This window comes from Bacillus taeanensis (genome assembly GCF_003318295.1).
GTDB classification, from domain to species: Bacteria; Bacillota; Bacilli; order Bacillales; family UBA6769; genus Maribacillus; species Maribacillus taeanensis.
Genome location: NZ_QOCW01000033.1, coordinates 17,248 through 34,153, shown reverse-complemented (window position 1 = coordinate 34,153; position 16,906 = coordinate 17,248). Strand labels below are relative to the sequence as shown.

Sequence of the window (16,906 nt, the reverse complement as noted above, 5' to 3'; positions counted from 1 at the left end):
AAATCTTTAGAAGGTTGTCTATATAATTTACAATTTACACATATAGAGGGAAAAAATAGGAGTTAAATTCGACAAAAAAGACCCTCACTGGGACAAGTGAGAGCCGGCAGGGGATAAGCTTATCAACCAAAGTCTTATCAACTTATAAGGGAATCCCCTTATTTCTATCATAATATATCATTGTAAATGAAGTTGAGAAAATATTGTAAAATTCGACATCATTCGATTATCTTAAATTGTATGATTCAAGATGGGTAAGAAGAGCTTCAAAAAGAATGTAATCAGAAGCAGAATTTCATTTTATTAAGTTTACTTCTTCATTATTTTTCATAGTAACCTTTGGGTAAATGGCAATGTCAAAGTCTCGTTTCCATGGAAGATCAATAAATGCATCTTCATAAGTAGAGATTGTTTTGTAATAAACGTTTCCATCTTTTATGAAGTGAGGGATCCGTTTATTGTCGAAGTTTTCAGCGCCTCGCTGTTTAACCATATCTTCCATAAACCTTAATGTAAAACGTTTAACAATTGGATAATCTTCTTGAAGATCATCTCCATTTGCTCCAATACTTTTTGCAAACTGCCGTAATTGTTTGATTGTATTGCTTTTATAATCCCAATCCGTTGAAATTCGACTTAATAAAAATTCTGCTTGATGTTTTGTTGCTTCTTTAAAAACATCAGAATCGAATAAAGCGGTTTGATTATTCATAAAAGCAAAGCGCGGCGAGGCTTGTCCGATTGCAATGCCAATTCGATTTCCCATTGTATTCCATGCACTGTAACCATATAACTGTGGAAAATCTATTTCTTCAAGGAGCTTTTTAGTAAACAGCGGTTCAGCTGTGAAGGTAGAAGCATCAATAACTGCTGTTGGAATTCCTAAATTTGTTAATGATTTAATTTCATCTATAAATAATTGTACACTATTAACGCGGTCTTTCTCTTTTATAGGAGGGGTGTGAACCATTAACTGAATATTTGCTTTGTCGCGGTTAGTCGTTATTGTTCCTCCTGAAGCGATAATATGACGATTAATATTTTCATCTAACATAATATCTTCATACTCTGGCAAATAATCTTCTCCATGTGTTCCACTGTATGAGATAAAATAGTTTGGCGAAATTTTATAAAACTTACTGCTAAAGCGGCTTAGCAGCACCATGTCAATTTCATCTGTTCCTGGAAAGATGACAGCTCGATCTTCTTCAATACCAAGCTCCGCCAATTTCTGTTGAAGCTGCTCTGACTCGATTCTATGAAAACCATATTCAGCCGCATCGTCTTGAGATAATATGAGATAATCAATTGTCCCCTCATCCAATAAATCAATCATCAGTTTGTTAATTTCATGGTTTCGTTTTCGAGCTTTTTGATAATCCGCAAGCAGTTCAGTTGGAATCAATGTTTCTAATTCTTTTAATCGTTCTCTATCATTTCTTTCATTGAAATGATATACACGATCATAAAGCTGAGCCCATTCACGTACACGACTATAATCTTTCTGAGAATATTTGCTGTTAATGGTAACGGTTAGACGCTGAATGGAATCATACACGTAAATGGGTTTATCAGGGTACGTCTTTTTAAGCTCTTTTATAACTGCTAAATTTTCATATACTTCCTCAAGCGAATGGTTATAAGAGCGCGATGGGACAAGGCCTCCATATGCAAGCATGTCAATTGAAATGATAAATCCGGCTGCTTCATGAGCAAACTGTTTCATCCAATCTTTAATAAGCACAGTGTTTCCTTCTTCATGTAAATCTCCAAGCCAATCATTTGGCGGTGTCATCACAGAAAATCCTGATAATGCCCCGATTTTAACTGGATAGTAAACATTTGCAGGACGGCTGTCGAGCGGAACCATCATCAGCTTGATCGGACGGTTTGCTGGACTAAGTTCTTCAATAAAAATACCATCTTTACTAAACACTTTTTCGCCTAACATAAGAAAGGGTGTTTCTTTGGCCCATTCTTTTCTGACGCGTTTAATGACTTTTTGTTCTTCTGCTGTAAGAGTTTCAAAAGGATGCTGCTGCAAAAACAGATTAAGATCAAGCAGTGAAGCAATCGTTTGATCGGAAATAACAGTCGATTTCGGCAGTTTGCCTACTTCAGGTGACAGAATAGCGGCTGTCTTTGTCGCTGATTGCCATTCAATAGAGGCGCCAAAGAGAGTGCGAATAAAGGAATGCGGCACCATTACTTGTCCATTTTTTATATAGTGTTTCGGCAGGGTGATTCGTTCTCCATTCCACAGAGCTGTTTTGCTGTTAAATGTAAAAGATAGCTGAATGTTTTTATGTGAAATCGTCATTTTTTCTGCATTTTGATCGATCGTAACGTTTGCTCCTAAATGGCTGCTTATCACTTGTAATGGAAGGTATAATGCATTTCCATAAAACTCTGCAAGCCCATCGCTTTTTACATAATAACCATCGATTAATATTTTTACAGGAGGTGTATACGAAACGTTTGGATTTGCGATCGATGAGCTGGATAAACAGCTGATTAACAAAATGATAGATGCCATTATCCCTATTTTCTTCATATGATGTTCCCTCTTTATGTTAAAATTGTTGCTTAAGCCTTATACAGCAGGGTGCTTATTTATAGTAACATAAAGGATGTGTGTAAGCTAAGCACAGAAAGGAGCTGCAAACGGCTGATAGAAAAATAATGATAGTTAAATATTAAATGCTACCTGTTGCACAAAGATAGTTGAGGGCGATAGAATGATATAGAAAAGATAGAGAAAGGTTTAGGGGGAAATCAAAGATTATGCGTAAATGGGTACAGGTTGTTGTGTTGGCAGTAATTATTGGTTTTATTGGTGAAAGTGCAGAAGCAAATCAATCATTTTCTGATATTGGGGATAGTTTTGCGAAAAAGGAAATTGTTTATTTATCTAATCAGGACATTATTAGAGGATTTCCAGACGGCGGTTTCCATCCAAAAGACGGTGTGACAAGAGCAGATGCAGCAGCAATGGTTGTACGGGCATTTAATTATAGTGATACACAGAGGAAAACATATTTCTCTGATGTTCCTGCTAATCATTATGCTTCCGGGGCTATTCAAACCGCTTATGAAAAGGGAATTGTAGCCGGGTATGGAGACAAAACATTTCACCCAAATAAAAAAATTACCAGAGCGGAAATGAGCTACTTATTTGAAAAAGCCTTTCATTTAATAAATACTAGTAATGTAACGTATCGTGATGTACCAAAAAACTCAATGGCTTATTTACCAGTTAACAGGTTAACAACTGCAAGAATTGCCGCTGGTTATCCAGACGGAACATTTCGTCCAACTAATACGATTACAAGAGAAGAGTTTTCCGCTTTCTTAGCACGAGCATTAACAGAAGAATTTCGTTTATCCTCATCTGATCCCAATACAAAGCAGGCATTTGTATCAGTCTCAAACGGGACATTAAATGTGCGTAAAGGGGCTGGGACAAGCTATTCCATTCTTGGTTCATTATCCAATGGAACAGCTGTCACAATTCTTAGCGAAGCGAACGGATGGGCGTATATTCAAGCAGGAACATTAAAAGGGTATGTATCTACATCCTACTTGAAAGATACAAATTCTTCTTCAGGAAAGTTAGCAGGACAAACGATTGTTATTGATGCTGGACATGGCGGACATGATCCGGGGGCAATAAACAACGGCCTTGTTGAAAAAGAAGTAAACTTAGCTGTTGCGTTAAAAGTAGAAAACTATTTAAAAGCAGCAGGGGTAAATGTTGTGATGACACGACAAGATAATAATACGTTCCTTTCATTAGATGAACGTTCAAGCATTGCTCAAAATGTAAACGCAAGTTCATTTATTAGTATTCATTCTAATAATTATTTAAATGGCTCCGCTAGTGGTACAGAAACATACTATTATGCGGCGGCAAGTCAAGTGTCAATAGAAAGCCAAAGATTAGCAGAAGCGATTCAGAAACGATTAGTTGCCGCATTAGGAACGTATGACCGCGGCGTGAAAACTGCTGGATTTTATGTATTAAAAAATAATAGTGTTCCAAGTTCACTCGTGGAACTAGGATTTCTATCAAACAGCGGGGACGCTGCAAAGCTGGCTTCCGATGCAGTGAGAGAAAAAGCTGGACAAGCGATTTATTTAGGAATTAAAGATTATTATGAAAATAAATAATAATAGTAGAAAAAGCGCGGACGATTGTGTTCCGTGCTTTTCTAGTATTCATATACAAACATATGATAAAATTGTAAAATAAAGTAATAGATTAAGAAGCAGGATGAGAGGATGAGAGAATGAAGCGGCGATTGCCTTCCTTTTTATTACTAGTAGTAATGGTGTTTACATGCAGCATGGCGGACTTTTCATTTGCTGCCGAGAATGTTGAGAAAGAGCGATTCATTATTATATATAATGAAGAAATAAATACCGAATTAATTGAAGAGGTTGGTGGAACGGTGTATGAAGAGTTTCACAGTATTGATGCGGCAGCTGCTTTACTACCTCTAAGCGCTGTACCGCTATTAATGAAATTACCAGAAATCAAAGCAATTGAAAAAGATGATAAAGTATCGATTAGTGCTCAAAAGGTTGATTGGGGCATACCGAAGATTGAGGCTTCTCGTGCATGGAAAGATGCTTATAAAGGAAAGGGAATCAAAATTGCTGTGTTAGATACAGGGATTAGCCGCAGTCATAGCGATTTAACCGCAGCTGGCGGTGTGTCTTTTGTCAGCTATACGAATGATTATAATGATGACCACGGCCATGGCTCACATGTAGCCGGTATTATTGGGGCGAAAGATAATGAAATTGGAACAGTGGGAGTTGCTCCTGAAGCTTCTTTGTATGGGGTAAAAGTGTTAAACAGCAGCGGCTCGGGAAATGAATCAGCGATTATTAAAGGCATCGAGTGGGCGATTGAAAAGAAAATGGACATTATAAACTTAAGCTTAGCAACACCGAACTCCTCAACAGCTGTGAAACTAGTCATTGATAAAGCTTATGCTCAAGGAATTTTCATTGTTGCTGCTGCCGGAAACGATTTAACGGATGATGGACAACCATTACCTGTTCAATATCCTGCAAAATACCCAAGTGTTATTGCGGTTGGAGCCATTAATGAGCAAAATAAAAGGGCCTCATTTTCAGCCATTGGACCAGAGCTGTCATTTGCTGCACCCGGTGAATTCATTTATAGTACAGGAATTGGAAATAGCTATTTTACACAAAGCGGCACATCCATGGCCGCACCTTTTGCAGCAGGAGTATTAGCTTTATATAAACAAGCGAATCCTGAGCTTGGAACGAGTCAATTAAGAGCATTATTACAAAAAAATGCAGTTGATTTAGGGGCTGCCGGAAGAGATAAAGAATTTGGATTTGGGCTTATTCATGTTGCTGAAACGATTGATAACAGTGTGATGACAGCATCTGACTTTACTGATATTTTCAGCAGTGCTTGGTATATAAATGAATTAAACGAGCTTACAAAAGCAGGCTATATTAAAGGATACAGTGATCGTACATTTCGTCCAAGTTTACCTATTACTAGAGCTGAAGTTGTCACCTTTCTTGGAAGAATCCTACATCTTAATGATGCACAGCGGAAAACAGCTTTTTCTGATGTAAGAGAATCCTTTTATGCGTCAGGAATGATTCAAAGCAGTTATGAACAGAACATCTCAGCAGGCTATCCGGATGGTTCTTTTCATCCGAACGCCCCGATTACAAGAGGAGAAATTGCTGCATTAGTAAAACGCGCTTTTCAGATTGAAACGAGCAGCAAAGGAAATCCATTTTCTGATTTAAACAAAAGCTATTTTGCATATAATGATATTATTAGTTTAGTAGAACAAAAGCTGTTATCAGGATATCCTGATCAAACGTTCCATCCTTACAGTGCTGCTACAAGAGCGGAGTTTATTGCCATATTAGGAAGAGCATCCAGCATATCAAATTAAAAAATAAGCGGTCCTCTCAGCTGAGAGGACCGCTTATTTTTTTAGTTTGCGTTCATTGCGCGATGCAAAAATACGCTGAATTCTGCTCGTGATGTATCATTTGTTGGACGGTATGTATGATCTGCATAACCGACTGTAATATTGTTTGCAACTAAGCTTTGAATATCATAATATGCCCAGCTATTTTGAGCAACATCCTTAAAGTTTACGGCAGCATTTTCATTGTTTGCTAACTGAAATGCTCTTACTAGTACGGCAGCAATTTCATCTCTTGTCATTTCTGTATCTGGCTTAAATGTGCCATTTTCATAACCTGAAAGAATGCCAGCTTGTGTAGCAGCGTGAATCGCACCAGCCGCCCAATGATTTGGTGACACATCATTATAGTTTACTTGACTTCCTTTTGATTTATCTAGGTTAAGCACTGATGAAACCACGCCAGCCACTTCTGCACGTGTAATCGCTTGTTCTGGTTTAAATAAACTATGTGGATAGCCGTTAATGATACTGCTTGTTCCTAACGCACGAATTTCATCAATTGCCCAGTAGTTGGAAGCCACATCATGATACTGACCTGCAGGTAAATCTGGAAGTGGTTTTGGCTTTGGAGCCGGTTTTGCTTCTTCTTTTGGCGCTTCTTGTACTTTTGCTTCATCTTTTAAAATTCGTTTTGCTCCAATATAACGCGGTCCCCAGTAATAAGGATTATTTACAGATGAAATTGTAATTCCTTTTGAAGAAGAGGCATGAATAAATTTTCCGCTGCCAACATAAATGCCGGCATGTGATGGTCCAGCTTTGTATGTTTCAAAAAAGACAAGGTCACCAGGCTCAAGTTCTGATTGAGAAACAGATGTTCCAAGCGGATAAATTGAGCTTACTGTTCTTGGAAGGTCTACACCATGTTTTTCAAATACATAATTTAAAAATCCTGAGCAGTCAAACCCGCTCGGCGTTGTGCCGCCCCATTTATATGGTACTCCTATGTATTGTTTAGCTGTTGAAATAATATCGTCTCTTACACTAGCACTCGCATAACTGTTCGGAAAACTTACTACACATAAAGCTAAAGTCAACACCAGCATTAAAACTTTTCGCACTTGTTCCACCCCTAAAGTTATTTGAAAGTATATGTCAAATTTTGTTATGTTTTCTCTATCTTTGTCATTTGATGACTCAACACCTACTAGTCTAGCATAGTTAAAAGGGCGATTACATTACAGTTATGTAACAAGCTTAACAATTTTGAGGACGCTTTCACCTTTTTTGTAATAAAGTTTCCAAAAAAATAGTTAAATTGTAATTTATTTGTATTAGGTCATTCCAGTTAAAACGAATAAATGCGTCTGACTATTATATGGAAGCCAGTTAATTAATAGGATTAAAAGCTATTAACATCTAAAGTTGTCGATTGATTCGGCGGCTTTTTTATTTTATCCAAACAGATGAAAAGAGTTACTATACTAGTGATTTTTAACTAAAAAGTATATATTATGGGAATAATGGAACGAATCCAACATTAACGAACGGGAAAATTTAGGAAGATCCAATCCTTATTAATGAAAGTTCAGTTTTAAAAGCGATTAAAGTATTTAATGAAAAGACGAGCAGTATAGCTTCATATGTTTACAGGTTAAAATCTGATTCAAGCGCTTTTTTCCCAGATGCAGAAGGTCACTAGGCTCAAAAAGAACTCTATTATTTAGCGGATAATGGCTTGTTATCAGGCTATCGTGACGGAGCAGTTGGCGCAAATAAAAAGATTGTCCGCGCTGAAGCGGCAGCGATTATCGCAAGAGAGCTCGGGCTTTCAGAAGGGGCAGCGGCTTCATTTAACGATGTGTCAAAAAGCCACTGGGCTTCAAAAGTAATTGCCGCGACAAATAAAGCTGGGATCATGGGAGGGTTATGCCGGAAATATTTTTAAACCAGATGCGCCGTTAACGTGTGAAGAAATGGCATCGATTCTTGTTCGAGCATATGAGCTTTCTGGAAAAGCATCTGTTTCATTTATAGATGTGAAGAGCAGCAGCTGGTCTTATAAACCGATTCAAGCACTTGTCGCAAATAAGATTACAGCAGGCTACCTAGATGGAACATTTCGTCCACAAAGCAATATTACAAGAGCAGAATTTTCAGTACTGTTAGCACGTGTGATTAATGAAAATTTAAAACTGCATTAAAAAAGAACGGGACTGTCTCAAAAGCATAGAGACAGCCTCGTTTTTTGTCAAAAAAAGTTATAGGTATGTTCTCCTAATCTTTTAAAAACGATTAACAGACTAATAGAATTAATGCTAGAATAACGTTAGAAATTAGTAGGGAGAGTGAGAGAGATTGTGAGATGTCTCGTAGGAATGATCAGTATGATCGCAGTATTTTTTACTTTTACTGCAGTCGGATTTGCCTCAGATATTGAGAATCATTGGGCAAAAGAAGATATTTTAGAATTAAATAAGCGGGGAATTATTGCTGGGGTCGGAAATGACAATTATGCACCAGATGTCCCGGTCACACGCGGACAATTTGTCGCATTTTTAAACCGCTCCTTGGAACTTTCAGATGTCGAGGAAGTACCGCCTTTTTCTGATGTTCCGCCAGAACACCTCTTTTTTGAAGATGTTCAAAAAGCAGTAGCAGCTAATTTAATCAGCGGCTATGAAGATGGGACATTTAAGCCGGAAAGAAAGATTACGAGAGAAGAAATGGCGATTCTGCTTGATCGTGCTTTAAACAGCAAAGGAATTGTAACAGAAGGAGAGCCGCTGCCATTCTCAGATAAAGATCAAATTAATTCCACTTATATTGAACCATTGGAACGAATTTATTCATTAAACTTAATTCAAGGTTATAACAATAAATTTGATCCAAAAGGAAACGCAACGCGTGCTGATGCCGCAGCCGTGATTTTAGGGATGCTTAAAGTGATTGAAACACCAGCAAGTGCTGATTACAAAGTCGCTTCTATTAACAGCGATGGTTCATTAAAAGAATTAAAAAGTTATGAAACATATGCTGATGCCGCAGCAAATGCAGGCAGCGACCAAGTAGTTGTATACGGGAATAAAATCGTTTGGATGAAGTCAGGAATTGTGACGACAAATGGTTATACAGTGCTTTATACAAGTCCATCTGTTTCCTCTTCTCCTAAAACATACGTTGCAACAGGTACAGAGTTAAACTATCTTGACACAGGTGAAGAGTTTGTAAAAGTTGAAATTGCCAATGCGCAAGGATATGTGCAAAAAGAAAAAATAACCCTTGTGCCAACAAAAATGATCAAAGAACGCTCCTATTATTATGTTTCCAACAATGCGCTTTATCATAAAATTTACAGTCCGATTACTGCGTCATATGTGGGAACGTATTTATACGGAAAAGCACCAATGTTTATGAAAGAGGGCGAGCGTTATTACAGCTGGAATGGTTCAACATTTACAAACAGTGTTGGCTCACAAGTTGGCGAAGCGTATCAATATTTTAATATGATGCCTCTTTATACAAAAACAAGCTATACGGCAGAACAGCTGAACAGCTTTGTGAAAAGTCAGAATCCGAACAGTCCGCTTGCCGAAATGGGACATGCTTTTAAAAAGGCGGAAAGCGACTATGGCATTAACGCTCTTTATTTCTTAGTACATGCGATTCATGAAAGCAGCTGGGGAACGAGTAAAATTGCCGTTGATAAAAACAATTTATTTGGATTAGGTGCCGTTGACAGCAATCCATATGAAAATGCTTATACGTTTGAAAGTTTAGAAGAAGGTATTTATGAAGCGGCAAAAACATATATTGTTGCTCAATATTTTAACACTGGAAATTGGAGATACAATGGCGCACTATTAGGAAACAAAGGCATTGGTATGAATGTCCGCTATGCGTCTGATCCATATTGGGGACAAAAGATTGCCGGAATTATGTATCGTGCGGATCAATATTTAAAAGGTGGAGAAGTTAATCGTTATTCACTTGCAGTTTCGCTAGTGCCGGATCTTAACGTTCGCACAGAACCAAACGTTTCCAGTACAACAAAAGCATTTGCACTGCCTTATCCAGGCGTAAGTGTGCTTGTTTTAAATGAAGTATCGCAAAAAGACGGCGTTTGGTATGAAGTGGCTGCAATGAATATTAACGGCTATAATTTTGAGAAAAACTATGTGTACAGCAATGGCTCATACGGAACATTGGTAAAAGCAGTTCCGGTCGTAAAATAAAAAAAGAAAACGAACTATTAAAGTACATGGTAAAGGGAATGCAGCATCTTTTTGTTGCATTCCCTTTGTGTTATATTTGATATGTTTGTATGAAATTTAAATTTAAATGATAAGAGGTAGAGAAAAATGTCTTTTCGTAAAGTATCGATTTTAGGCGTTGATTTTGTAAATACAACAATGCGGGACATGCTCGCTTGTTTAAAAAGTCACTTATTAAAAGAAGAAAAAACATTTGTCGTCACGGCAAATCCTGAAATAGTTATGTTTGCAGAAAAAGATTCCGATTATAAACAGCTCTTAAAAAAAGCTACTTATATTACACCTGATGGCATTGGTGTTGTAAAGGCGGCAAAAATGCTGAACGAGCCGATGACAGAACGCGTCACAGGTTATGATATGCTCCGCGGTTTATTACAAATTGCAAATGATGAAGCGTTAAAAGTATATATGGTTGGCGCAAAACCTGAAGTACTTGAAAAAGCGGTATCCAATGTCAAAAACGAATATCCAAATGTAAACATTGTTGGGTTCCATGACGGTTATTTTAACGAAGAACAAAGCAAAGAAATTGCTAAAGAGATTGCAGAAAAAGAGCCAGACCTCGTGTTTGTAGCACTTGGATTTCCAAGACAGGAACAGTGGATTGCAAGTTATTATGATATGTATAAAAAAGGAATTTTTATGGGTGTAGGCGGAAGCTTTGACGTTCTTGCAGGCGAAGTGAAGCGTGCGCCTGTTATTTGGCAAAAATTAAATGTCGAGTGGCTCTATCGTTTAGTTAAACAGCCATCTCGTTGGCGGAGAATGCTCGTTCTTCCATTATTTATGCTCGAAGTGAAAAAACGTAAAAACGAAGGCAGTGAAGGGTAAGATGGCACAGTCATTTATAAAAGGAACGCTTATTTTAACACTTGCAACACTTATTTCAAAAGTGTTGGGCAGTATTTTTCGAATTCCGCTTCAAAATATTGCCGGTGATGAAGTGTTAGGAATTTTCAGCCTTGTGTATCCAGTTTATATGACAGCACTCATTCTTTCGGTTGCCGGTATTCCAATTGCAATTTCAAAATTAATTTCTGAAGCACGTGCAGAAAAAAATGAAGAAAATGTGCGCAGTATTTTTCTAACGGCATCCATTTTAGCTTTTTCCTTCGGTGTGCTCGGCTTTGGATTCATTTACGCGTTTGCAGCACCGCTCGCTGAACTGCTTGGCGGTCAAAGCACTAAATATTCACTTATTCTCGTATCGGCAACACTGTTAGTGGCGCCTTATATGGCTGTTTACCGCGGCTTTTTTCAAGGTCATAACAACATGCAGCCAACCGCCATTTCACAAGTAATTGAGCAGTTTGTACGCGTTGGATTAATGATTGTGATTGCGATTTATTTAGTATCAAAGTCAAGTTCATCCGAACAAATTGCCGCATGGATTATGGTTGGTTCTATTATTGGCGCACTGAGCTCGCTTGTTTATTTACGGACGCTTTTCTCACGTTCGCCTGTAAAACCAAAAGGAAAAGGATCTTATAATTTTACTGCTTTTAAATTTTGGTCAGCACGCATTTTAAAGCTGTCGATCCCGATTTGTATCGGGGCTTTAACGATGGCATTAATTAATTTAGTTGATTCGGTTACCATTCCTTTTTCTTTAAAGCTTGCAGGTTTTAAAGAAACAGAGGTCGGGTATTTGTATGGCATATACGGTCGAGGATTGTCGCTTGTTCAAATTGCGACCGTTTTTTCAACATCGTTAGTATTGCCATTAATTCCGTTAATTACATCGATGATGGCCAAAAAAAATGAAGCAGAAGCGAAAACAATAATAGAGCGCTCTTTTAAAATGACACATTTCATTTCATGGCCGGCAGCAGTCGGAATGCTTGTGTTAACACTGCCGCTTAACCTAGCGCTATTTACGAATTTTGAGGGAAGTGATGTGCTCGCTGTTACCGTATTTAGTTCTGTTTTTATGTCACTCGCCGTTTTAGGAACAGGAATCCTGCAGGGAATAAATAAATCTGTTTTCGCTGCTGTTATTATTGTAGTTGGCGGTATTTTAAAAGTAGTGTTAAACTTTGTGCTTGTTGCTTATTACGGATTAATTGGTGCTGCTGTTTCAACATTAATTGTTTATTTCATGATTGTCCTTCTTAATGCGCAGGCTATAAAGAAGGAGATTCCATTTCGCAGTCTTACAAAGGAATGGTCTGTCTTCTTTGGCGGAAGTATTGTCATGGGCATTATTCTTGTGCTGCCGTTTTATTGGTTAGCTGTTAAAGAATGGACAAGGCTGTTTGCGCTGGTTTACAGCGGGCTTGCAGCTGTTATTGGAGCAATGGTTTATGTAGTATTTGTCGTTGTGCTAAAAGGTTTGTCTCGTCAAGAACTTTCATCGTTCCCGCTAATAGGAAAATTTTTTAAGAGAGAACGTTTATAGAACGACTATTTTTACAGAAAATAACATAAAAAAACAAAAAATAGTCGAAAATTCTTTTATCTGAATTGAAAATTGTGTGGTATAATTTTTTGAGTGTAAAAGATAATTTTGCTGCACATGATTGTATAAAAATTTTAAAGTACTGGGAGTGTCAAAATGGAATATGTAACATTGCTTTTATGTTTTATTTCAGCAGTGCTTTTGACACCAATTGTAAAAAAGCTTGCTTTTAAAATTGGTGCAACTGATAAACCTGATCCAAGAAAAGTTCATCAAAAAATTATGCCTCGATTAGGCGGTTTGGCAATATATATTAGTACGTTAATTGGATTTGCGGTTCTGCAGCCGGAAAGTCCATATTTAATTCCAATTTTAATTGGAAGCTTTATCATTATTGTAACTGGTGTAGCGGATGATATCTTACAGCTTTCTCCAAAAGTCAAGCTTTTTGGACAAGTATTAGCGGCTGCTGTCGTTATTTATGGTGGTGTTGAAGTTCAATTTATTAATTTACCGTTTAACACGCAGCTTAATTTAGGGATTTTTGGAATTCCATTAACAATGCTTTGGATTATTGGAATTACAAATGCCATTAATCTTATTGACGGTCTTGACGGATTAGCAGCTGGGGTATCATCCATTGTGCTTATGACTGTTTCGGTTATGGCGATTATTAATGGAAATGAATTTGTGTTTGCGATGGGATGTATTTTATTAGGAAGTACGCTAGGATTTCTTATTTTTAACTTCCATCCTGCCAAAATCTTTATGGGTGATACAGGAGCACTGTTCCTCGGTTTTATGATTTCGGTAACATCGCTGCTTGGTTTTAAGAACATTACGTTATTCTCTCTAGTCGTTCCGGTAATTATGCTTGGTGTACCAATTTCAGACACATTCTTTGCGATCATTCGCCGTTTTGTGAATAAGAAACCATTGTCGGCGCCTGATAAATCACACCTTCATCATTGCTTGTTAAGATTAGGGTTTTCACACCAAAAGACAGTATTAATTATTTATGCAATGAGTGCCATCTTCGGTGCAGCAGCCATGCTGTTTTCAATGACAACATTATGGGGATCCGTTTTTATTATTACAGTCCTGCTGTTCCTTATTGAATTAACAGTAGAAATGATTGGACTCGTGGATGCGAACTATCGTCCAATGTTAAAATTTATTCGCCGAATTTCAAATGTAAAAAAAGCTTCTTAAAAATATAAAGGGCGTTTGGGGCATCAGTATGTTTATGCTGATGCCATTTTTCTGTTAAAATCTAGAGAGAATGATATGTGGAAGGATGGTCGTTTTGAAAAAGAGCTTAATCGTACTGCTGCTTATTTCATTTGTACTTACTGTTCCGTTAATTAGTGAACGCGTAAAAACAGAATGGCAAAATAATACGTATGAAATTACTGTTCCCTATGAGGAAGCGGAAGCTTTAATGAACGAGGGACTTAATAAAGATAACGTGTTTACATCATTAAAAGAAGCAGGTGTTCAATCATTAAGTTTAACCCCAGAAACATTGTGGACTTTACAGGAAAAGGGAGTCCTGCTTTTAAGTTCTAAAAAAGACATTCGGATGTTTTTTGCGCTAACAGGAGAAAATATTGATCCAAACAGTTTTCCAGAAGAAGAGGGCGTGTTTTTTCAAGTGGTTGATGAGCAGCATCCTCTGTTAGAAAATGTCTATAAAATTTTCGGTGAACAGCTAACAGAAATTCAAACAAAGCAGACAACGCTTTATTTTGTTGAAGAAGGCGAAGGAAGTATTATTAATAAACCGCTTGGCTTTGATCCAACTTCTTTAAATACGATTAAAGACTACGGCTTTATGCTTGTAGCGAGAATAAGCAATGACATTGATTCATCTAATCAATTTATTGTAGAAGAGGAAATGTTAAACTTTCCGCCATTTGCTAATAAAATTTTGTTCACTGGAGAAGAAGTGCTTGGATTTGATTCCGAAAAACTTCGTGATATGAGAGAAGTTATTCAAAATGCGGAGAAATTTAAAAACAGCGGCTATTCATTTTTAATGATTGAATTTGCCAATCAAAAAGGTGATTTGTCCTTTGCCCATACAATGGATGAGAACATTATTCGTCTTTTTAGTACAGATGCAGACAACAGCAGTTCAAACCAGGAAAAATTGATTCGTGCGGTAAAAGAACGGAACATTCGAAATTTATATATTCACATTTACGATATGCAGAGTAGTATAGGTGATTTAGATGAAGCTAAGGGAATTTTAAAGGATAGTAGTACATTTATTTCAAATGTAAAGAACGAAATGCCAAGTACTTTTCATTTAGGCAATGCTGAACCATTTGCAGCAATGAAGGATTATAGCTGGGCACGAATTGCAGCGATTGTCGGTGTTATTGCGTTCATTGGTTTAGCAACCCAAGCATTAATGCCAAAGCTTGCTTTACCAGCTGTCCTGCTTCTTAGTATGGCGGCGGCAGGATTATATATTGTAAGTTTTAGTTTATTAATGAAAGGATTCGCATTGGCGGTAAGCTTGACAGCTGCTGTTTATGCTGTTTTATCGGCACGAAACATTCAACAAAAATGGTCAAGCCTTTTTCTTCATTATATAAAGGCAGCAGGCATTGCGTTATTAGGTGCATGGTTTATTTCCGCTCTTCTTTATGGAAATGACTTTTTAGTAAAAATTGATGAATTTAGAGGGGTAAAGCTTCTCTATGTTCTGCCAATTGTGGTGACAGCTTTATATGTCGTAATCCCGTTTTTTAAAGCAGATCAGATAGAAACACTTGTCTTAGCGCTTTATCGCAAAACTGTTAAATATGGTCATTTATTTTTGATCGGATTAATCGGTGTGGTGCTTTATTATTATGTAAGTCGTTCAGGAAATGATGCCGTTGTGAGCGGATTAGAACTTCAAATTCGCCAAACGCTTGAAAACATTCTTTATGTGCGCCCGAGAACGAAAGAATTTTTAATTGGTTTTCCGCTTTTTGTAGTGGCGCTCTATGTATCAGCAAAAACTAAAAACGGACGTCTTTTATTCATTCCAAGTGTGATTGGCTTTCTATCGCTCGTTAATACCTTTACACATCTGCATATTCCGCTGTATGTTTCGCTGCTGCGCTCTTTTTACAGCTTGTTCTTTGGCTTTATTATCGGAGCGGTCCTGATTGTTCTTTATAAGCGGCTTTCAAAATATGCGGAAAAAGCGATTGTGAGGTGGAAAGAATGAGAGTTGTTTTATCAGGGTATTATGGCTTTAATAATGTTGGAGATGAAGCGATTTTATACTCAATCATTGCTTCATTAAAAAAACAGCATCCAGCGATTGAAATTGTCGTCCTATCAAATGACCCCGCTTATACGGAAAAAACGTATCGTGTCAAAGCGGTCAATCGTTGGAAAATACCAGAAATAATGAAGACGTTAAAAAATGCCGATGGGTTGATTAGCGGGGGCGGCAGTTTGCTCCAGGATAAAACAGGTCGAAAAACGATTCCATATTATTTAGGAATTATGATGATGGCAGTCATTTTACGAAAACCCTTTTTTATTTATGCACAAGGAATTGGCCCTGTCGCTATCCCATATCATAAACGCTTTATCAAACATGTGCTTTCAAAAGCGGCGTTTATTAGTGTGCGTGATAAAGATTCTAAAAAATTGTTAGAAGAGATCGGCATTAAGAAGCCAATTGAATTAGTGCCTGATCCGGTCCTTGGTATTGATGTAATAGACGAAGAAAACAACTGGTTTACAAAACAAAACTTTCAAGGGAATGTGATTAGTGTATCGGTACGTGATTGGCCGAGTGAGCAAAATTATTTGCAAAAAATCGCGGGAGCGTTAGATCGCTGTGTACAAGCTGGCAGTGAAGTTGTCTTTATTCCGATGCACGGTGAACATGATGATATAACCTCAAAAAGAGCGGCTGAAATGATGAAGGAAAAAAGTGTGATTGCTCCTTATGATGCTGAAATTCATGAGAAAGTTGCTTTTATTGGAGCATCTGATCTATTAGTTGGAATGAGGCTGCACGCTCTTATTTTTGCAGCGGTCACTCATACACCTTTTGTTGCGCTTTCATATGATCCAAAAATTGATTCTTTTGCTGAAATGGCTGAACAGCCGCAAATTGGACATGTTGACGATGAGTGGCAGGAAGAAGAGCTTTTCAATATGCTGTCCCTGCAGTTACGAGAAAAAGTAAAAGAAGAAACAAAGCTGAAGTTTTTCACAAGCAGACTAAAACTGGAGACGTCTGAACTTGCTCAAAAAGTGGTCCAAGCTTTAAAAAAATAAGA

The 16,906-nt window shown here is 37.5% G+C and carries 11 protein-coding genes and 1 pseudogene; 10 read left to right on the top strand and 2 right to left on the bottom strand.

Going from position 1 to position 16,906, the window contains the following annotated elements:
* Positions 1-295: 295 nt before the first annotated feature.
* The gene (locus DS031_RS21260) at positions 296-2,554 is read right to left on the bottom strand and encodes a DUF4127 family protein (protein ID WP_113808210.1); all 2,259 of its coding nucleotides are present in this window, start codon (positions 2,552-2,554) and stop codon (positions 296-298) included.
* Positions 2,555-2,784: 230 nt separating this feature from the next.
* Between DS031_RS21260 and DS031_RS21255 the strand changes: the two genes are divergently transcribed.
* Together DS031_RS21255 and DS031_RS21250 are read left to right on the top strand one after the other, a co-directional pair.
* The gene (locus tag DS031_RS21255; RefSeq protein WP_113808209.1) at positions 2,785-4,170 is read left to right on the top strand and encodes an N-acetylmuramoyl-L-alanine amidase; all 1,386 of its coding nucleotides are present in this window, start codon (positions 2,785-2,787) and stop codon (positions 4,168-4,170) included.
* Between the two features lie 119 nt (positions 4,171-4,289).
* The gene (locus DS031_RS21250; protein ID WP_113808208.1) at positions 4,290-5,957 is read left to right on the top strand and encodes a S8 family peptidase; all 1,668 of its coding nucleotides are present in this window, start codon (positions 4,290-4,292) and stop codon (positions 5,955-5,957) included.
* A gap of 41 nt (positions 5,958-5,998) precedes the next feature.
* Here DS031_RS21250 and DS031_RS24530 read toward each other — a convergent pair whose 3' ends face one another.
* The gene (locus DS031_RS24530; protein WP_113808207.1) at positions 5,999-7,057 is read right to left on the bottom strand and encodes a C40 family peptidase; all 1,059 of its coding nucleotides are present in this window, start codon (positions 7,055-7,057) and stop codon (positions 5,999-6,001) included.
* Positions 7,058-7,656: 599 nt separating this feature from the next.
* Between DS031_RS24530 and DS031_RS21240 the strand changes: the two are divergent.
* The 8 genes and pseudogenes from DS031_RS21240 to csaB all read left to right on the top strand — a co-directional run.
* Positions 7,657-7,884, top strand: a pseudogene (locus DS031_RS21240) (S-layer homology domain-containing protein); the annotation flags it as partial.
* Entirely contained in the window at positions 7,829-8,140 is a 312-nt protein-coding gene (locus DS031_RS21235) for an S-layer homology domain-containing protein (RefSeq protein ID WP_181833278.1), read from the top strand. The pseudogene DS031_RS21240 and the gene DS031_RS21235, both read left to right, overlap by 56 nt.
* A gap of 183 nt (positions 8,141-8,323) precedes the next feature.
* A complete protein-coding gene (locus DS031_RS21230) occupies positions 8,324-10,171 on the top strand; it encodes an S-layer homology domain-containing protein (protein WP_181833277.1) in 1,848 nt (615 codons plus the stop codon).
* A 126-nt stretch (positions 10,172-10,297) separates the two neighbouring features.
* A complete protein-coding gene (locus DS031_RS21225) occupies positions 10,298-11,041 on the top strand; it encodes a WecB/TagA/CpsF family glycosyltransferase (RefSeq protein ID WP_113808203.1) in 744 nt (247 codons plus the stop codon).
* Between the two features lies 1 nt (position 11,042).
* A complete protein-coding gene (locus DS031_RS21220; protein WP_113808202.1) occupies positions 11,043-12,608 on the top strand; it encodes a putative polysaccharide biosynthesis protein in 1,566 nt (521 codons plus the stop codon).
* A 156-nt stretch (positions 12,609-12,764) separates the two neighbouring features.
* Complete coding sequence (locus DS031_RS21215; RefSeq protein WP_113808201.1) at positions 12,765-13,820, top strand: glycosyltransferase family 4 protein; 1,056 nt, start codon at positions 12,765-12,767, stop codon at positions 13,818-13,820.
* Between the two features lie 94 nt (positions 13,821-13,914).
* Positions 13,915-15,834 (top strand): DUF5693 family protein, encoded by a 1,920-nt coding sequence (locus tag DS031_RS21210; RefSeq protein WP_113808200.1) that lies wholly within the window; start codon positions 13,915-13,917, stop codon positions 15,832-15,834.
* Entirely contained in the window at positions 15,831-16,904 is a 1,074-nt protein-coding gene (gene csaB, locus DS031_RS21205; protein WP_113808199.1) for a polysaccharide pyruvyl transferase CsaB, read from the top strand. Before DS031_RS21210 ends, csaB begins: the two co-directional genes overlap by 4 nt.
* The last annotated feature ends 2 nt before the right edge of the window (positions 16,905-16,906 follow it).